General features: G+C 57.9%; 13 protein-coding genes. 6 read left to right on the top strand and 7 right to left on the bottom strand.

Annotated elements, in window-relative coordinates:
* Positions 1-124: 124 nt before the first annotated feature.
* The 7 genes from cobA to RCF31_RS01710 form a co-directional block, all read right to left on the bottom strand.
* Positions 125-940: a uroporphyrinogen-III C-methyltransferase gene (gene cobA / locus RCF31_RS01740; protein ID WP_416412293.1), complete on the bottom strand. Its 816-nt coding sequence runs from the start codon at positions 938-940 to the stop codon at positions 125-127.
* 11 nt (positions 941-951) lie between these two features.
* A complete protein-coding gene (locus RCF31_RS01735; RefSeq protein WP_416412292.1) occupies positions 952-3,555 on the bottom strand; it encodes a molybdopterin-dependent oxidoreductase in 2,604 nt (867 codons plus the stop codon).
* The gene (gene nirB / locus RCF31_RS01730; RefSeq protein WP_416412290.1) at positions 3,552-7,616 is read right to left on the bottom strand and encodes a nitrite reductase large subunit NirB; all 4,065 of its coding nucleotides are present in this window, start codon (positions 7,614-7,616) and stop codon (positions 3,552-3,554) included. The genes RCF31_RS01735 and nirB overlap by 4 nt, the downstream gene beginning before the upstream one ends.
* A 10-nt stretch (positions 7,617-7,626) precedes the next feature.
* A complete protein-coding gene (locus RCF31_RS01725) occupies positions 7,627-8,415 on the bottom strand; it encodes an ABC transporter ATP-binding protein (RefSeq protein WP_299451624.1) in 789 nt (262 codons plus the stop codon).
* A gap of 12 nt (positions 8,416-8,427) precedes the next feature.
* The gene (ntrB, locus tag RCF31_RS01720; RefSeq protein WP_416412289.1) at positions 8,428-9,303 is read right to left on the bottom strand and encodes a nitrate ABC transporter permease; all 876 of its coding nucleotides are present in this window, start codon (positions 9,301-9,303) and stop codon (positions 8,428-8,430) included.
* Between the two features lie 11 nt (positions 9,304-9,314).
* Entirely contained in the window at positions 9,315-10,565 is a 1,251-nt protein-coding gene (locus RCF31_RS01715) for a CmpA/NrtA family ABC transporter substrate-binding protein (RefSeq protein WP_416412288.1), read from the bottom strand.
* 265 nt (positions 10,566-10,830) lie between these two features.
* Entirely contained in the window at positions 10,831-12,051 is a 1,221-nt protein-coding gene (locus RCF31_RS01710) for a nitrate- and nitrite sensing domain-containing protein (RefSeq protein ID WP_416412286.1), read from the bottom strand.
* A gap of 495 nt (positions 12,052-12,546) precedes the next feature.
* Between RCF31_RS01710 and RCF31_RS01705 the strand changes: the two genes are divergently transcribed.
* The 6 genes from RCF31_RS01705 to RCF31_RS01680 all read left to right on the top strand — a co-directional run bounded on the left by RCF31_RS01705 (position 12,547) and on the right by RCF31_RS01680 (position 19,104).
* On the top strand, positions 12,547-13,038 hold the full coding sequence (locus RCF31_RS01705) for an SH3 domain-containing protein (protein WP_415860450.1): 492 nt from the start codon (positions 12,547-12,549) through the stop codon (positions 13,036-13,038).
* A gap of 85 nt (positions 13,039-13,123) precedes the next feature.
* A complete protein-coding gene (icmH, locus tag RCF31_RS01700; protein WP_416412285.1) occupies positions 13,124-14,338 on the top strand; it encodes a type IVB secretion system protein IcmH/DotU in 1,215 nt (404 codons plus the stop codon).
* Positions 14,338-16,452, top strand: a complete 2,115-nt coding sequence (gene tssM / locus RCF31_RS01695; protein WP_416412284.1) for a type VI secretion system membrane subunit TssM — start codon at positions 14,338-14,340, stop codon at positions 16,450-16,452. The genes icmH and tssM overlap by 1 nt, the downstream gene beginning before the upstream one ends.
* A 13-nt stretch (positions 16,453-16,465) precedes the next feature.
* Positions 16,466-17,164: a type VI secretion system-associated protein TagF gene (gene tagF / locus RCF31_RS01690; protein WP_416412282.1), complete on the top strand. Its 699-nt coding sequence runs from the start codon at positions 16,466-16,468 to the stop codon at positions 17,162-17,164.
* Between the two features lie 36 nt (positions 17,165-17,200).
* On the top strand, positions 17,201-18,331 hold the full coding sequence (gene tagH, locus RCF31_RS01685) for a type VI secretion system-associated FHA domain protein TagH (protein ID WP_416412281.1): 1,131 nt from the start codon (positions 17,201-17,203) through the stop codon (positions 18,329-18,331).
* Positions 18,328-19,104, top strand: coding sequence for a PP2C family protein-serine/threonine phosphatase (locus tag RCF31_RS01680; protein WP_299451640.1), 777 nt, complete (start codon positions 18,328-18,330; stop codon positions 19,102-19,104). Before tagH ends, RCF31_RS01680 begins: the two co-directional genes overlap by 4 nt.
* The last annotated feature ends 9 nt before the right edge of the window (positions 19,105-19,113 follow it).

The following is a 19,113-nucleotide window of genomic DNA, read 5'->3' as shown; positions in this document are numbered from 1 at the left end:
GGGAAATTACCGCCTGCACTGATGATATCGCGGGGTGTTCAGGAAAGTATCAGCAAAGAGTCATTTCAAAACGATGCCCTTTCAGGACAGGGCATCGCAGAAAATGGCGTGATGAATCGCGCGGCTACACCATAGCGCAATGTGCCGCGTTTGCGACGCTGGTCGCGCGATAAAAGCGCACCACTTCACCCACCAGCAACAACGCGGGTGATTGCGGCCGCTCGCGGGCTACTGTCTCGCTAAGCTGCTCCAGGGTGGTGATGAGTACCCGTTGCTCTGGTCGCGTGCCATTCTCAATGATGGCAACCGGCGTGGTCGGTTCTCGCCCCTGCGCCTGCAACTGTACGCTAATACTGGCGCTCCATTTCAGCCCCATATAAAACACCAGCGTCTGATTGGTGGCGGCGAGGCTATGATCATCCAGCTGCGGCTCGCCGGTTTTACCGTGCCCGGTAATCAGTCGCAGCGACTGGGCGCATTCGCGATGGGTCAGTGGAATACCGCTGGCTGCCGCACAACCTGCAGCGGCCGTAATCCCTGGCACCACCTGACAACCAATTCCGGCCTGCTGGAGAAAAACCATCTCTTCCCCACCACGACCAAAAATAAAAGGATCGCCCCCCTTCAGACGCACCACATTGCGCCCGCTACGCGCCAGATCCACCAGCAGTTGATTGATCTGCGCCTGTTTTAACCCATGACTGCCCGGTTTTTTACCGACATCAATCGCCAGCGTGCTGGAGGGTACTTCCGCCATGACATCATCACTGACCAGCCGATCATAGACCACCACATCCGCACTTTTGATCATCCGCAGCGCTTTCAGCGTCAACAACTCCACATCGCCCGGCCCGGCACCCACCAGCCATACCTGACCCTGTGGCGCATCCAATCCCGGCGGGTTAAACAGTTTATCCAGTGTCTCAATTGCCTGGGTCATGATGGCCTCCGCTACTGCGCTACCTGAAGCGCGCTGATAAGTTGTTTCAGCTCCGGAATACAGGAGCCACAGTTGGTGCCGCACTTGAGCGTTGCGCCCAGCGCTGCCGGAGAGTGGCAACCCTGCTCAATGGCACGTCGGATGGCGACTTCACCGACGCCAAAACAACTGCAAATAGTCCGTCCCTGGCTCTCCCCCTGCGCAGGCCGTCCGCCAAGTAACGCATGACGTTGTTGCGCCGTTGCTGGATGTTCGCTGAATCCCAACGCGACAAAGGAATGGTCAATCTCTGGTAACCAGGGGGCGGCATAGAATGCCCGCACCAGCTGACCATCGCGCCAGCCCAACAGATGCAACTGCTGACCTGCCTGGGCTTGCTGCCATTGCAGTTCAGTTGCACCGGGCTGTTGCTGTAACCAATCGGCAGGTGCTCCCTGCCCGGCCAGCACATAACGCTGTACACCCGGCTGCGGCGCGCGTGACCAATAATCCACATGCTGGGGATCCACCTGCTCGCGCTGCCACAACCAGCCCTGCCACTGCGGACGCAGCGGTTGCAGACGCACGGCAGTTTGCTTGAGAGCTGGTTGCCCGGAATCCGGACAACAACGCGCCGCCACCAGCCCATCGACATTCGCCTGGGCGCTGAACTGACGCGTCCAGTGCATCGGGATAAACAGCTGTCCACGCGTCAGGCCGTTATCGATATTCACCCGTCCACACCACCAGCCAAGTTGTGATTGCACCCGCGTCAGATCGCCCTGACTCAGGCCATGTGCCGCCGCGTCATGCGGATGCAGCAATACAAAAGGTTCGTCGTAATGCTGCATCAACCGCGGCACCGCACCGGTACGCGTCATGGTGTGCCACTGATCGCGGATACGCCCGGTGTTCATCAGCAACGGATAGTGTTCGGACGATGGGGTAGATAACGGAATGGCTACCGGCAGCAGACGGGCTTTACCATCCGGATGAAAGAAGCGGCGATCGCTGAACAGCCGCGGGGTACCTGCCGGGGCAGCCGTGTTAACCGGCCACTGCACCGGCTGCAACTGGTCATACTGTTCACGACTGAGCGTTGCCAGGGCGCTGATATCAAACGCACGACGCCCCTGATTTTCAAAGCCAGACAGTGCTGCATGTTCAATAAAGATTTCATGCGGATGCTGCCAGCCAAAAGCGTCTCCGTAACCGAGGCGCTGAGCCACCTGAGCCAGCAACCACCAGTCCGGCTTCGCTTCCCCGGCGGGCGCAACAAAACTGCGTTGCCGCGAAATGCGGCGTTCCGAATTGGTCACAGTGCCATTCTTTTCCCCCCATCCCTGGGCGGGCAGCAGCACGTCGGCATAAGCGCTGGTATCGGTGGCCGCACTCACCTCCGAGACAATCACCAGCGGGCAACGCGCCAGCGCTTCAGCCACGCGATTTCCCTCCGGCATCGACACCGCCGGATTGGTGCCCATAATCCAGACCGCTTTTACCTCACCGCGCTCAACCGCCTGGAACAGTTCCACCGCCTTCAGTCCGGGCTGAGAGGCTACCCGCTCGCTGCGCCAGAAACGGGCCAGTCGATCCACCTCTTCCACGCTAAACCCCATATGCGCGGCCAGTTGATTGGCCAGGCCGCCAACTTCGCGCCCGCCCATGGCATTGGGCTGGCCGGTGAGCGAGAAAGGCCCGCAGCCAGCGCGGCCAATTTTGCCGCTCAGCAGATGCACGTTAAGGATGGCGTTGTTATTGTCGCTGCCGGTCTGCGACTGGTTGATCCCCATGCACCATAACGTCAGCACGCGGGGATGCGCGGTGAACAGCTGCCAGAAAGCAAGGATGCTGGCCTGATCCAGCTGGCAGGCATGGGCAACGGCGGCCAGATCCCAGTCAGTACAGGCCGCCTGCGTCGCTTCGACATGGTCGAGGTGCGGCAACATGCTGCTATCGATGCCACCCTCGCTGCTTAGCCAGTTAAGTAATCCGGCAAATAAGGCGCTATCGCTGCCGGGACGCAGGGCCAGGTGCAGGTCGGCCAGATCGCAGCTGGCGGTCCGTCGCGGATCGATAACCACCAGCTTCATCCCGGGCCGCTGCTGCTTCGCCTGCACCAGCCTCTGCCAGGCAACCGGATGCGCCCAGGCGGCGTTGGACCCCACCAGAATCACCAGATCCGCCTGCTCAATATCTTCATAGCAGCAAGGCACCGCATCGGCACCAAAGGCCCGTTTGTACCCCACCACTGCCGAGGCCATACACAGCCGCGAGTTGGTATCGATATTGGCGGCACCAATAAAACCTTTCATCAGTTTATTGGCGACATAATAATCTTCAGTCAGCAGTTGCCCGGAGGCATAAAACGCCACTGCCTGTGGGCCATGCTGACGGATGATGTCACGCAATCCTGTGGCCACATAATCCAGCGCCTGCCCCTTGCTGGCACGCTGGCCTTTTACCTGCGGCCACAGCAAACGCCCCTCCTGCCCGAGGGTTTCCCCCAGCGCAGAACCCTTGACGCACAGGCGGCCAAAGTTGGCGGGATGCTGGCGGTCGCCACTGACCGGGGCATCAGGAGCATGGATCTCGACGCCACAACCCACGCCACAGTAGGGACAGGTGGTTTTCATGATGCTGCCGCCAGGGCCAGCAGCGGCTGATTACCCAACCAGACTTTGCCACCCTCAACCCGCACTGGCCAGCAACGTAATTGCAGCTGGGGGTTGTCGAGACTTTGTCCGTCACGCAGGCGTATCCGCTGCTTATACAATGGCGAGATCACCACCGGTTCCCCGGCCACATCACCGAGAATGCCGCGTGACAACACGCTGGCCTGAGTACCCGGTTCAATATCCTCCAGCGCATAAATGGCACTACCGAAGCGGAACAAGGCCACGCGCTGCTGACCCAGCCGCGCCCCGACACCTGCCGCAGGCGGGATCGCCGCCTCATCACAGATGGCATGCCACGGTTCCACTGGCAGGGTCAGGACCGGGATACTGAGGTTATCCGCCGGCTGACGCTGGCCACGTACTTCACTGTAATGCAGGGTTTCGTCCGGCTGGTCGCTGTTGATGGTGGCACTGAACAACGCACGGCGCGACGGGTCGGCCAGCGTGGTGTGCCATTCGCACTGATAACGATCCACCACCCGCTGCATCTCCTGCTCCAGTGTGGCACCGATGCCGAGCGCATCGTCAATCACCACCTCACGCAGATACGCCAGCCCGCCTTCCATGTTGTCCATCCATACGCTGGTACGTTGCAAACGATCGGCAGTGCGGACATAGAACATCAGAATGCGATCGACATAACGGATCAAGGTGTCGTCATCCAGGTCGCTGGCAAACAGATCAGCATGGCGTGGCTTCATACCGCCATTGCCACACACATACAGGTTCCAGCCTTTATCGGTGGCGATTACGCCAATATCTTTGCTCTGCGCTTCCGCACATTCGCGCGTACAGCCGGATACCGCCATTTTAATTTTGTGCGGCGCTCGCAGGCCTTTGTAGCGATGCTCCAGCGCGATGGCAAAGGCGGTAGAATCCTGCACGCCGTAGCGGCACCAGCTCGATCCGACGCAGGATTTAACCGTGCGTAGCGATTTACCATAGGCATGGCCAGTTTCGAATCCGGCGGCAATCAGCGCTTCCCAGATAGCGGGCAGTTGATCGAGACGCGCACCAAACAGGTCGATACGCTGCCCGCCAGTAATTTTGGTGTAGAGATCGTACTGCGCCGCCACTTCACCAATCGCAATCAGGCCCTGCGGAGTGATTTCACCACCGGGTACGCGCGGTACCACCGAGTAGGTGCCATCTTTCTGGATGTTAGCGAAGTAGCGATCGTTGGTGTCCTGCAACGGCAGATGCGCGGGCTTAAGCAGATAATCATTCCAGCAGGAGGCCAGCAGTGACCCCACCAACGGCTTGCAGATTTCGCAGCCATGACCACGACCATGCTGGGCCAGCAACTCATCAAACGTGGTGATCTCACCCACGCGGATCAGGTGATACAGCTCCTGGCGTGACCAGGCAAAGTGCTCGCAAATGTCCTTCTTCACTTCAACCCCGAGACTGGCGAGCTGATGCTCCATCACCTGCTTCACCAGCGCGCTGCAGCCCCCACAACCGGTGGCCGCTTTGGTGCAGCTTTTCAACGTCGCCATATCACCGCAGCCGCTTTGCACCGCAGCACAGATGTCGCCTTTGCTGACATTGTGGCAGGAGCAAATCTGCGCGCTGTCCGGCAACGCGGCAACGCCAAGTGCTTTGGCCGGCGACCCCGCCAGTTGCGGCAGAATCAGGCTTTCAGGCGCTTCCGGCAGCGCCATTTTGTTCAGCATCATTTGCAGCAGGCTGGCGTAATCGCTGCTGTCTCCCACCAGCACGCCACCCAGCAGGGTTTTGCCATCCTCAGACACCACCAGCTTTTTGTAGATGCCTTTCGGGTTATCGATCCATTGATAGTTCTGGCTGGCCGGAGTACGACCATGAGCGTCGCCAAATGATGCGACTTCCACCCCCAGCAGCTTAAGTTTGGTGCTCATGTCCGCGCCGCTGAAGGCCGTCTCTTCCTGAGCCAGTCGTCCGGCCAGCACCCGCGCCATCTGGTAACCGGGTGCCACCAGACCAAAAATTTGTCCGTGCCACAGGGCGCATTCCCCGATGGCATACACATCGCGCACGCTGGTCGCACAGCCATCATCAATGACGATGCCGCCACGTTCACCGAGGGTAATGCCCGCCGCACGCGCCAGCGCATCGCGCGGGCGGATCCCGGCGGAAAACACCACCAGGTCGCTATCCAGCAGGCTGCCATCGGCGAAACGCAGTTGCACGCTGCCGTCCGGCTGGCTCTCAATCGCTTCCGTCGCCTTGCTGGTGTGCACCTGCACCCCGAGGGCGCTGATTTTGCCACGCAGCATTTGCGCACCACCGTCATCCAGCTGCACGGCCATCAGGCGTGGGGCAAACTCAACAACGTGGGTTTCCAGTCCCAGTTGCTTCAGGGCATTAGCCGCCTCCAGACCCAGCAAACCGCCACCAATCACCACCCCGCGTTGCGCCCCACGCGCACAGGCGGCGATAGCATCGAGATCCGCCAGCGTACGATAGACAAAGCAACGCGGCAGGTCATGGCCTGGCACCGGTGGCACAAACGGCACTGAGCCGGTCGCCAGCACCAGTTTGTCCCACGCCAGTTCGTTCCCCTGGCTGTCGCGCAGGCTGCGGCGCTGCGGGTCAATCGCATTAACTTCGCAACCGCTACGCAACTCAATGCCGTGCTGCTGGAAAAAGTTGTCACTTACCAGTGACAGGTCGTCAGCACTTTTGCCCGTGAAATACTCGGTCAGATGCACGCGATCGTAAGCCATCTGCGGCTCGTCGCCGTACACCACAATATGATATTGCTGATGCAGCTCGCGGCTGACCAGTTGCTCAAGAAAATGGTGGCCAACCATACCGTGGCCCACGACTGCGAGAATGGGTTTGCTCATCATTGTGCTTCCTGCAGCCACTGGCTGCGTCGTATTGTTGTCCAGGCCAAACAGCGCATTGATATCAACGCGTTCGGTCCGTTGTAATCGGGTGAGTAACGTTGCTGCCGGACTGCTGTCACCAAACAACAGCACGCCTGAAAGCACACCATCACGCAGGTACAGCCGCTGGTAGTGTCCCGCTAGCGGGTCGAAGCTGGTCAGCGAAGGGGCTTCACTCATGTCTCCGGCACTGAACATCTCGATGCCGCTGACCTTGAGCCGGGTGCCGCTCTCCTGGTAATAAAAATCATCCACCGGCTCCCCTGCCAGGCTTCCGGCCAGCACCGCCGCCTGTGCCAGACAGGGTGCGACCAGGCCGAAGGTTTCCCCGTCAATCTCGCAGCATTCACCCAGGGCATAGATACCGGGGATCGCGGTATGCAACTGGCGATTCACCAGAATGCCGCGTTGACAAGGCACGCCCGCCGCCTGCGCCAGCGCAATCTCCGGAATGACGCCGATGGCAATCACCACCTGCTGTGCGGCGATCTGGCTGCCATCGGTGAGCGTCACCTGCTGCGACCCCACCTGCTGCAACGACACCCCGAGACGGCAGTCGATACCACGCGCGGTCAGATGTTGCTGCAACAGTGCCCCGGCGTGGGCATCCAGCTGACGATCCAGCAGCCAGGGACGATGGTGCAGCAAAGTGACTGCGCGCCCCTGCAGGCAGAGTGCCGCTGCCGCCTCAACACCAACCAAGCCACCGCCCAGCACCACCACCGGTCCCGCCTCAGCCTGCATTTTTTCCACATCGCGTAAGGTGCGGAATCCCAGCACATGGGGCTGTCCGATGCCTGGCAGTGACGGCATCCGTGGCTGCGATCCACAGGCAAATACCAGCTTGTCCCAGCTCAGGGTGCGCTGGTCGGTGTGCAGCAGTCGGGCGTCGATGTCCACCGACTCGGCCTCTTCCCCCGCCAGCAACCTGACACCGTTCTCTGCATACCATTGCGGGGAATGAATCAGGGTTTCAGCGAAGGTTTTCTCCCCCGCCAGCACCGGCGACAGCAGCACCCGGTTGTAATTTCCCTCGGGTTCGCGGCCAATGACGGTAATCGCATAACGTCCTGGCGCACGCTGCAGCAGGGTTTCCACCATGCGCATCCCCGCCATACCGTTTCCGATAACAATCAGCTGCTGCATACCCGGCTCCTTACGCGACCGCCGTCTGTTTTTCGTAGAGGAAATGCAGGATTTGCTGGCGCAACTGGTGATAACGCGGCTCATCGGCCAACGCCACACGCGAGCGCGGGCGTGGCAAATCAATCGCCAGAATTTCGCCAACCTGCGCAGCAGGCCCATTGGTCATCATCAGCACCCGGTCAGAAAGCAGCACCGCTTCATCCACATCGTGAGTAATCAGCACGATGGTGGTGTTGAGTTCCTGCTGGATGCGCATCACGCTGTCCTGTAAATGGGCGCGGGTCAGTGCATCCAGCGCACCAAAGGGCTCATCCAGCAGCAGCACTCGCGGCTTCATTGCCAGCGCACGGGCAATGCCCACGCGTTGCTTCATGCCACCGGAGATTTCACCCGGGCGTTTATGCATGGCATGACTCATCTGCACCCTGCCGAGGTTGTGTTCGATCCACTCCGCCATCTCGCTGCGACTCATCTTGCCTTTAAAGACCTGCTGCACAGCCAGTTCAACGTTTTGATACGCCGTCAGCCACGGCAGCAGCGAATGGTTTTGAAACACCACCGCGCGCTCCGGGCCAGGACCGGTGATCTCGCGGTTGTCACACAGCAGCACACCGCTGCTCGGCGCGGTCAGTCCGGCAATCAGGTTAAGCAGCGTCGATTTGCCACAGCCGGAATGACCAATAAGACTGAGGGTTTCCCCCGGATGGATGTCAAAGCTGACGTTGTCGAGGGCGAGAAAATCACCCTGAGCCGTGGCAAAACGCTGGCTCACCTGCTGCACACGAATGATCGGATTCATCAGAGAGGCTCCTTATTTATCCCAGCTAAAACGACGCGCCAGCAGCATCAGTATTTGTTCGAGCAACAGCCCGACCACGCCGATAATCACAATGGCAATCAGAATGTTTTCCACATTGAGGTTGTTCCACTCATTCCAGATCCAGAAACCAATCCCCAGGCCTCCGGTCAGCATCTCGGCGGCGACGATCACCAGCCAGGCGATACCGATGGACAGACGTACCCCGGTCAACACTGCGGGCAACACCGCCGGGAACAGGATGCGGCGCATCACCGTCCATTCAGACAGTTGCAGCACCCGCGCCACGTTAAGGTAATCCTGCGGGATGCGTTGCACCCCTTCGGCGGTGTTGATCACCATCGGCCAGATGGAGCAGATAAAAATGGTCCAGCTGGAGGCCGGTTCAGCACGCTGAAACAGCAGCAGGCCGATTGGCAGCCAGGCGAGCGGGCTTACCGGACGCAGCAACGCGATGATCGGATTGAACATGCGGGAGACAAAGGTGAAGCGGCCGAGCAGAAAGCCTGCCGGAATGCCCACCAGCGCTGCCAGACCAAAGCCCACCGCCACGCGTTGTAACGATGCCAGCACGTTCCAGCCAATGCCCTGGTCGTTTGGACCGTTGTTATAGAAAGGGTCGGCAAACAGGGTCAGTGCCGCCTGCCAGGTGGCGTACGGTGTGGGAAAGCCTTTGCTGGATAGCGCGGCGATTTGCCATACCAGCAGCAGCAACAGCATGCCGCAGCCTGCCGGGATCAGCCGTTGCAGCAGCGGCCGCAGCCAGGGCTGGCGGATGCTGGGGGCCGTTTGAAGCTTGAGAGTGATCACCTGCGCCGTCGGAGCGGCGGCGCTGACCGGAGGTTTCAGGGTGCGCGCTTCAGATTTCATGGCAACTCCTCTTAATGGTGAATAGCGAAACTGGCGGCGTAGGCGGCAGGGTTGCTGCCATCCCACACTTTGCCGTCCATCAGGGTGCTGCTGCGCATGACGCCAGTGGGCAGCGTGACATTGCCCACCGCAGCCGCAGCCTGCTTATAGATGTCGATACGGTTGATTTTCTGTGCCACGCCAAGGTAATCCGGATCGCTTTTCAGCATTCCCCAGCGTTTCAGTTGCGTCAGGAACCACATGCCATCGGAAAGCCACGGGAAGCTGACTTCACCGTCGTGGAAGAAGCGCATCGCATGCGCGTCCTGCCACTGCTGACCGAGACCATTTTCGTAATGACCCAACATGCGGCCTTCCAGGGTTTCGGGTTTGGTGTTGATCCAGGCGCGCCCTGCCAGGGTTTGTGCGGTTTCGCGTCGGTTGTCGTCGGATGCATCAATCCAGCGCGCGGCTTCCAGTACCGCAGCAGTAAGCGCGCGGGCGGTGTTGGGGTTTTCCGTGACCCATTGCGAGCGGGTGGCGAGGATTTTTTCCGGGTGATCCGGCCAGATTTGCTGTGTGGTTGCGGCGGTGAAACCAATGTTGTCGCTGATGGCACGCTGGTTCCAGGGTTCGCCAACACAAAAACCGCTCATATTGCCGATTTTCATGTTCATCACCATTTGCGGCGGTGGCACCACCACGGTACGCACATCCTCAATGGGATCGATCCCGGCATTTGCCAGCCAGTAATACAGCCACATGGCGTGGGTACTGGTGGGAAAGGTGTGAGCAAAGGTATAAGTGCCTTTGGCGCTGCCCGCGATCAGGGTTTTCAGGCTGACGGCATCGGTCACCTTCTGATCTTTCAGCTGGTTGGCTAAGGTGATGGCCTGGCCATTGTTGTTCAGCGTCATCAGGTTGGCCATATCGTGCTGCGGACCGGCCACACCCAATTGCAGGCCATAGATCATGCCGTACAACGCATGGGCCGCATCCAGCTCACCGGACGTCAGTTTGTCGCGCACTGCCGCCCAGCTGGCTTCTTTGCTGGGTTGCAGGCTGAGGCCATATTTTTTGTCGAATCCTTTCACGGCCGCCATCACCACCGGTGCGCAGTCCGTCAACGGGATAAACCCCACCCGCACTGTACTTTTCTCCGGCGCATCACTGCCTGCTGCCCAGACGGCGTTGCGTAAGCCAGGCAGCAGATAGCTACTGCCCACCACCGCACTGCCCAGCAAAAACTGACGACGGGAAATCGAAAACCGCGTTTTGCTCATCCGCTTTACCCTGAAAAAAAGGAATAAAAAAAGGCGTCCTCCCACATGCAATTGCACGGGGCCGGACGCCTTTATCCAAAGCACTCGTTCTGCCGCCATTGGCAAAACAAATGCGTAATGTCATTCAGGATATTGCAAAGGCTGTGCCAGGAAGGTGAAGGGCGACATTTCAGGCAGTTAAGCGGCTAAGCCCTTTTTTCGTTCAACGGTGCGCACTGCGTTGACGCAAAATACGCACATTGTTTGTGCAGCTAACTCTAATGGGTTATGCCTTTAACGTGGCAGCGACCGCGAGGATCGCCTGAGCGATTTCAAGGATGCGTTTGTTCTGGTTCATGGCGCTTTTACGCAGCGTCTGCCACGCGTCCTGCTCACTGTAGCCATGTTGTTGCATCAGCCAGCCCTTGGCCTGATCAATGATTTTGCGCTCATCCAGCGAGGCACGCATGCTGGCCAGTTCATCGGCCTGGGTTTGTAAACGCTGCGCCTGTTCGCGGATAAGCGACAGCACCGAACGGCCCAGCTGGGGGGCCAGACCATTGCTATCCAGCGTGATATCCTGCCCCGCCAGCCAGTTAGCCCCTGCGACATATAAGGTGAAACCGGCCTCATCCGCCAGCGCAGGCGCGTGGGTATCATGCTGCTCGCTGGCGGCGATGGCGCGTTGACAGCAGCTCATTAACATGGCACTCAGGCCATCTTCTACCTGTTTCATTTTATCGAGACGCGCGGTGAGCAACCGGAACCATTGCAGTACGCCGTTCTCGCCACAATGCGCACCGGTACAGGCGATACGCCGCAGACGTTCAATATCCCCTCCCGCATCAGCCATAGCGCGCCAGCGTTGCAAATTATAGGCATCGGCGAACTGGCTGAAGGTGGCGAAGCTTTGCTCCTGGGCTTCAATCAATGCCTGCAACCGCTGCCGCTGCTGCTCACTAAAATGTCCGGCGGCAAAACCCGCAGAGCCGGTGGCGCGTTCCTGCCCGGCCAGTTCTTTCCCCTGCATAAAGCTGAACAGCGCGATCAGCGCGCGTGAAATATCCGGCTCGCTGGCGGTATCCGCCGCTTCAAACACCAGATTGAGTAAGGTGCGGATAATGTGGTTGAACGCTTCCATCGCCTGTGCATGCGCCAGCTGCTGGCTTTGTACCTGCAACCGCAGTGCGGGTAATCCTTCCAGCGCCTGTAAACCCGCCGCGATTAACAGGCAGAAGCGACTGTAGCCTGGTTGCGCATCTGCCGGTGGCAGCACGGCGAGCATGTGCTGTTGACCACGCAGGACATCCAACGCGCGCGCTTCCAGCTCATCACCAAATAAACGTCCGTCTGAACACAACCAGATGTTGCTGACGCCTCTTTCGCGTTGCAACAGATGAATTAACTCACTGATTGCAGTGATTAATTCACCAGTACGCAGCAGCCGTTGCAGGCTGGCAATTTCGCTCGCGCGGCTGGCCTGCAAATAATCCACAGCCTGAGTCATCGCATTCTCCTGGCAAATAACCTTTTCGACTAAAAGACTTAGCAAAAGCCATGCCGGAACTGATATTGCAACGGGCCGAATCAGGGGTGGATATTCTGAAAGTAAGAAAATTGTTTACTGCCGCAATCTTTTTTTACAATAGAAAATAGATTAATCTTATTTACCGTTTATTTTTGGTCCTGACGGGTATCAAAAGCAGTTACGCTGGCCTGAGCGCCGAATAGCATCAAATAAGTTAAATTGGCTTAACTATCCCCACGCGCACAGTTTTTTTATCAACCAACGATCGTCCCGTTTTCCCCGTTAACACGGGATTTCATACGGTGCAATGGTTTGAATTCTCAAAAGTCTTAGGTAGACTGACGGGAGCACTATCTTTCTGTAATCTGTCTGTTTTTTTGATGGCTTTCTCACTGCATAATCCGGCCTCCTGCGCCCGTTAACAGGCACCCGGGACTCCCCATTATGTAGTTAATCTGATGAAATTTGAGGATCATGGTGAATAAGAGTCTTGTGCTAACACTGCTGGCGGTGCTCACTCTGGCGAGTTGCAAAGCGCCACCGCCGCCAGTCACAGATGACACCCTGGTAACCAGTGAAGTGAATGGGGTTAAACTGGTTCATCGTCATGCGGTGGCAGCACCTGGCGAATTTACGCCGGTCAATGAGAGCTTTCGTGCCTTATATGGCGCATCCATCATGACCACACCCGACTATAGCGGCAAAGTGGTGCGTTACCTGGAAACCGGTAAAACCTTTGAAGTTTTAGGCCGGGTTGAGCATAGCTGGCTGGCGATTGCGGATGAAGCGCAGGGTCAGCTGATTGGCTACGTGCCGCCGAAAGCGGGTGTCGAAAGCAGCCGTTACGATGCCACCGTGCGCAGTGACCGTCCTCGCCCCCGCCGCAGCAAACAGGTCTGTGTAGACGTGGGGGGTGCCAGCAAGGCATGCCGCACCAACGATACCGCGACCTGGATCTTAGACTGATCATGAAATCCGGCGCATATTGCCCGCAGAAGGCTGACTCTCTGCGGGCAGAGAGTTTCACTATTGCCTGGAAGAACACGATTTAATGACTCAGGACGCTCCTGCACGTGATGCGAACGTCACGGGCAATGATAACCTTTTATTGACTGCCGCAGCCCCAATCCTCAATGCCGTCGTTCAGATTCGGCAGGCCGCGACGCATGACGATCCTGCCGGGCTGCGTCAGTTACTCATCGATGAAGTTCGCCAGTTCGAAAGCCGCTGTAAACAAGCCGGTTTACCGTTTGAGATGATCATTGGCGCCCGCTATTGCCTGTGTAGCCTGCTGGATGAAGCCGCCGCGCAAACGCCGTGGGGCACCCGTGGTGTCTGGTCCGGTAATGGCATGCTGGTCACTTTCCATAATGAAAGCTGGGGCGGCGACAAGGTCTTTCAACTGCTGTCACGCATTTCACAAAGCCCGGAACAACATCTGTGGCTGCTGGAAGTGATCCACTATTGTCTGCTGCTGGGGTACGAAGGCCGCTATCGCGGTAGTGAAAACGGCCCTGCGCAGTGCGAAATCATCCGTAAGCGCCTGGCGCATTTGATTGCCGAAACCCGTCCGGATAACGCTGCCGCGATGGCTCGCCTGGTGGAGGTCCATCCGCTGGTGAGCAGCTTATCCCGTCCGATGGTGCCACTGTGGGCCTGCGTCACAGTGACGGCCCTGGTGGCCTGCCTGATCTACAGTGGCCTGAACTGGCGTCTGGGCAACGCCGCGGAACCCCTGCTGCGCGCCATCTATCAAACACCGTTACCGCAAATTACGCCAGGACGCCGCCCAACATCCCCCCAGGCACTGCTTGACCTGCATCAGCGCCTTAACGATGTGATCGCCGCCGGGCAACTGGAAGTCAGCGATGGTGCATTTGGTAGCAAGGTGATCATCCCCGCCGATAAACTGTTTGCCGCCGACGGTACGGTCGTCAATCAGGTGGGACGCGCCCTGCTGGCACACGTCGCCAGTGCGATGAAATCAGTGAAAGGTACGGTGCTGGTTTCCGTGTATACCGATGACAGTGCCGTGGATGGACGCTTTGCCTCCAGCTATGAATTCTCCTTTGCCCGCGCTCGCGCCGTCGCGCAGTTGCTCAATCCGCAGTTGGCTGAGGGGCACAACGTAAAAGCTGAAGGACGTGGCGACAGCAATCCCCTGCTGCCCAACGACAGCAATGAAAACCGCGCCCGCAACCGCCGGGTGGAAATCACCCTATTCGCGGCACCGGAAACCCTCAGCAATCATCAGGGAGGCCAGTGATGCGCGCATCACTTCAGCATTTATTAACCCACCGCCTGCTGTGGAGCTTTATTGGTGTCAGCGCGCTGAGTTGCGTGCTGTGGATACTCGGTCCGCTGTGGAGCTGGGGCGATACCCGCCCGCTCGAACCGGTGTGGCCACGCCAGCTGGTGGTGGGCTTCCTCTATTTTTGCTGGGTTCTGTTCCAGTTTATCCCGGCAATCTGGCGGGGGTGGTTTAACAGTAAACTCCTCACCCGGTTGCAACAGGACAGCAGTGAAGAGTTAACCGATCGCCTGGCAACCGAAACGCTCCTGACACAACGTTTCAGTGAAGCCGCACAGCGCCTGAAGCGTACCCAGTTTGGCCGACGTCCACAGCAAAGCTGGCTGGCACGTTTTCAGAGCCACTATCTCTATCAGTTACCCTGGTATGTGATCATTGGTGCTCCCGGTGCCGGTAAAACCACCGCCCTGCTTAATGCCGGGCTGGATTTTCCCCTTACCGATAGCCTTGGCAACGCGGCAATCCGTGGTGTTGGCGGAACACGCCATTGCGACTGGTGGTTTACCGACAGCGCGGTACTGATCGACACCGCCGGTCGCTATGCATTGCAGGAGAGTCAGCGTGCACGCGATGCCAGCGAATGGCAAAACTTTATCCATTTGCTGAAACGCTATCGCACCCGTCAGCCGATTAACGGCGTCATCATTACTATTAGCGTGGCCGATCTGCTGACCGATTCAGCCGAAGCGCGCCATGCTCAGGCCACCGCCCTGCGCCAGCGGATGGTCGAACTGCATCAGCAAACCGGCATTCATTTCCCGGTTTATGTGATGGTGACGAAAACCGATCTGCTGAAAGGATTTCTCAGCTTTTACGGTGCACTGACTAAGCAACAGCGCGATGCCATCTGGGGTTTTACCTTTCCGTGGGATCCAGGTAAACCGCACAAGGACAGCTGGCATCGCAGCTTCAATCAGCATTTCCACCTGCTGGAACAACGCCTGCAACAGCAGCTGGCGGGGGTGATGGCGCAGGATCGCGACCTGACGCAACGTGCCGACAGTTTCCTCTTCCCGCAGGAATTCAGCTCCCTGCGACCACTGCTGAGCGAATATCTCGATGTGGTGTTTTCCGGTCATCAGGATGCCGTGGCCTGGTCCGCGCGCGGGTTGTTTTTTACCAGCGGCACCCAGGAAGGCTTGCCCTTTGACCGCATCATGGGTGAGTTGAACCGCAAATTACAGCTGCCGCTGGCTGGGCAGCACACCATTGCTGCCTGGGATAGTGTCAATCGCAGCAGCCCGATTCCCGGTACCAAAGGTCAAAGCTTTTTTATCCGTAATCTCCTGAGTGACCTGGTGTTTCGTGAGAGCGGGCTGGCCGGGAGTAACCGCCATTGGGAGTATCGCAACCGGTTATTTCACTGGATTGGCTACGGTGCCCTCACTGGTGCCCTGCTGCTGCTTTCCTGCCTGTGGCTGGCAAGTTATCTCCAGAATCAGCGCTATCTGGACCAGGTCGCCGCTCGTATCGCGCCCATTACCCGCCAGAGCCAGCAGGTGATTCATCAGCCTGCTGATAATATTTTTGATCTGCTACCCTTCTTAAATAACCTGGTCAAATTGCCGCTTTCGGACCGTTTTTCCCTCGACAATCCACCGCTTACTATGCGTGTCGGCTTGTATCGCGGTAATCAGGTGAGTGACGCGGCATGGGTGCTTTATCAAAACGCCTTAAAGTCTTTATTGTTGCCACGCGTGGCACAGCAAATTACCAATCTGCTGCGCGACGATCCCGGTACCGACAATGAATACAGCCGCAACGCCTTGCGGGCCTATCAGATGTTGTATCAGCCTCGCAATTATGACGGTGAGTTTCTGCGCGGCTGGCTGATGCAAAACCTGCAACGTTCCCTGCCCGCCAATGTCAGCGCTCGCGATTTACAACAACTGGACTGGCATCTCAGCCAATTGCTGGATCAGCAGATTCAGTCTTCGCCTTATGCCAGCGACAATGCGTTGATGATGCGTAAGCTTGCGGAAAATCTGAAAAATGCGGGTCAGAATGGCAATACGCTGACGCTCGTGCCTTTAAAGGCTGCACAGCGATTGACCGGACGCAGTGAGTAATGGTGAGGTAACGATGGCGACCTATACCGCCCCAGGCTGGTACGGGAAATTGCCGACAACCGGTGATTTCCTGCGACAGCGTCTCAGTGAAAATACCGTGACATCCTGGAGCCATTGGTTTCAACAGGGATTGCTGCACTGGCACCCGGAGCATGATGCCAGTACCCAGCAGTTTCTCGCCGCACCGGTGTGGAATTTTGTTTTGCCGATTTCGCCACTGCGCCAGCAGGTGCAAATGGGTTGCCTGCTGCCCTCGTGCGATCGTGTCGGTCGCGCCTGGCCGCTGCTGGCATTGCACCATTTTCCACTCAACCTGTGGCATCCTGCTCAGCTGGCGATTTCCGGTGAGTGGTTCCAGGAGCTGGGTGCGACGCTGTGGCATGCAGTGCGTGAAGCACAGACAGCGGAGCAGCTGGAACAGTCGATACAGCAGGTGTCACCTTTGCTGGTACCGGAAAAACGTCGCTCTGACATCATGGATGTCATCGGTTTTGACGATCTGCCCAGCACGCTGAGCTGGCGTGAGGTGGCAGACCAGTTTGATCCCCAGCAGCATATCAGCTACTGGTGGAGTAATCGCAGTGACGGTTTTGCTCACGCCACGCATAAACACAGTGGCCCGCTCACCGCGCAGCTTTTTTCGTTATTGTTTAACCCGGCGTCTGGTGCGCAGCCGGGACGTAACGGTCTTTATCCGCCGATGTTCGAATAAGACCGCGACGTTTGCCCTCTGAAAACGGGAAGACTCATGGAATTTACCATTGTGCAATGCAATACGGATGTGCCGGCAAAAACGGTGGCGTTTAAGCCTCCCGGCGGCACCATCGGCCGTAGCCAGGATAATGACCTGGTGCTGCCGGATGAATCGCGGGCCATTTCGCGCCTGCAGGCACTGGTACATCTGTCGCCAGAAGGCGAATGCCGTCTGACCAATCAGGGAAGCGTCACCTCGGTGGTGTTGAATGGTGCAGCATTACCCCGTGGCGCGCAGGCAGTCCTGCAGCATGGCGATACGCTAAAGATTGGCGATTATGGCCTGGAGGTCCGCGATCCGGTGCGTACAAGTACGCAAAAAGATGATCCGCTGGCGTTGTTTGCTGCCAGCGAAAGCGATCCTCTCGGCATGCTGGATGGCCTGCATATCCCCGCTGAGAATGTTATCTCTGAACCCTTAGTGACACGCTCTGAACGTCATAATGATGCCCGGCTCGGCATCGATCCACAGAGCGATTCCCCCGCCCTGCCCGCCATCATGACCGGCAGCGATCAGGATAAACTGATTGCTGCTTTGCTGGAGGGGATGGGGCTGAATAACGGCCATCAGACGCCGATGAATGAAGATCAAATGCGGGTCACTGGCCGCATGTTGAGTCTGTTCTCACAGGGAACGGTGGCGCTGCTTTCCTCGCGCTCGATTCTCAAGCGCGGCGTAAAAGCTGACATGACGATGATCCTCAATGAGGCCAATAACCCGTTCAAGATCCTGCCCTCCGGCAAAACTGTGTTGATGCAGATGTACCAGAGCCAGATGCCGGGCTTTATGCCGCCGGAAACGGCGGTACGCGATGCGCTGGTGGATTTACAGGCACATCAACTCGGAATGATCGCCGGGATTCGTGCCATTATTGCGGCAATGCTGCAATCGTTCAATCCGCAACGGCTGGAAGAACAGGCACGACGCGATGGCGCCATGCCGAAAATGCCGTTTTCCAATACCCGCAAAGCCGCGCTGTGGGACCATTTTTCCCGTCATTATCAGCGCACCGCCGGTGAGATTGAGGATGACTTCCACACCCTGTTCGGCGAAGCCTTTCTTCATGCCTACGACATGGAAGTCAATCAATACAAGGACTCACAAACGCGGACCGAAGACGCATGAAGATGATGTTTGCCAGTCGCTGCCAGCAGGGTATGCGCGATGAAAATCAGGATCGCACCGGCGCGAAACTTGACGAGCATAAAGCCTGTTTTCTGGTCTGTGATGGCGTCGCAGGCATACCCGGCGGTGACATGGCGGCACAGCTGGTACGTGACACGCTGCTGGGTGCATTGCAGGACAATGATGACTTCACACCGGAAGTCACCTGTGAAGCGGTGAAACTTTGCCAGCGCGTGTTGCTGGACGCGCAGGGAAAGAATCCGAATTTTTCCCGCATGAGTACCACGCTCGCTGCCCTGTTTATTGACCGGGAAAAACAATGCGCGTGGTGGGCGCACGCGGGTGACAGCCGGGTTTATCACTTCCGTCATGGTGCGCTGCACCAGGTCACTCGCGACCACAGTCTTGCCCAGCAGTTACGCGAAGCTGGCTATGAAAATACCGGCATTAACAGTAATTTACTCTATAATGCGCTGGGCGTTGAACCGGCGAAACCCGCCACATTTAGCGATGTGATTGCGCTGGAGGATGGCGACGCATTTCTTGTCTGCACCGACGGATTTTGGCTCAACCTGACCACCGAAGAAATGGAACAGGCACTGCGCATGGTGAATGCCTGCGAAGAGTGGCTGGCATTGATGGAACAAGCCGTTAACCGCAGCGTAAAAAGCGACAATCTGAGTGCTCTGGCGATTTGGATTGGCGAGCCACAGGAAGCAACGCTGCTTTATTCCCAGGCTGATGCGGCACGTTTTCTGCCGTCACGTTATTGATGCAAGGAT

The organism is Pantoea sp. App145, from assembly GCF_047947045.1.
Taxonomy (GTDB): Bacteria; Pseudomonadota; Gammaproteobacteria; order Enterobacterales; family Enterobacteriaceae; genus Pantoea.
Note: the sequence above shows the minus strand (reverse complement) of the source record. Positions and strands in the feature narration are given on the sequence as shown.

Bases quoted from the DNA above. Each gene is read 5' to 3' on its own strand.
- cobA (WP_416412293.1), bottom strand. From the start codon at position 940: ATGACCCAGGCAATTGAGACACTGGATAAACTGTTTAACCCGCCGGGA.
- RCF31_RS01735 (WP_416412292.1), bottom strand. From the start codon at position 3,555: ATGAAAACCACCTGTCCCTACTGTGGCGTGGGTTGTGGCGTCGAGATC.
- nirB (WP_416412290.1), bottom strand. From the start codon at position 7,616: ATGCAGCAGCTGATTGTTATCGGAAACGGTATGGCGGGGATGCGCATG.
- RCF31_RS01725 (WP_299451624.1), bottom strand. From the start codon at position 8,415: ATGAATCCGATCATTCGTGTGCAGCAGGTGAGCCAGCGTTTTGCCACG.
- ntrB (WP_416412289.1), bottom strand. From the start codon at position 9,303: ATGAAATCTGAAGCGCGCACCCTGAAACCTCCGGTCAGCGCCGCCGCT.
- RCF31_RS01715 (WP_416412288.1), bottom strand. From the start codon at position 10,565: ATGAGCAAAACGCGGTTTTCGATTTCCCGTCGTCAGTTTTTGCTGGGC.
- RCF31_RS01710 (WP_416412286.1), bottom strand. From the start codon at position 12,051: ATGACTCAGGCTGTGGATTATTTGCAGGCCAGCCGCGCGAGCGAAATT.
- RCF31_RS01705 (WP_415860450.1), top strand. From the start codon at position 12,547: ATGGTGAATAAGAGTCTTGTGCTAACACTGCTGGCGGTGCTCACTCTG.
- icmH (WP_416412285.1), top strand. From the start codon at position 13,124: ATGACTCAGGACGCTCCTGCACGTGATGCGAACGTCACGGGCAATGAT.
- tssM (WP_416412284.1), top strand. From the start codon at position 14,338: ATGCGCGCATCACTTCAGCATTTATTAACCCACCGCCTGCTGTGGAGC.
- tagF (WP_416412282.1), top strand. From the start codon at position 16,466: ATGGCGACCTATACCGCCCCAGGCTGGTACGGGAAATTGCCGACAACC.
- tagH (WP_416412281.1), top strand. From the start codon at position 17,201: ATGGAATTTACCATTGTGCAATGCAATACGGATGTGCCGGCAAAAACG.
- RCF31_RS01680 (WP_299451640.1), top strand. From the start codon at position 18,328: ATGAAGATGATGTTTGCCAGTCGCTGCCAGCAGGGTATGCGCGATGAA.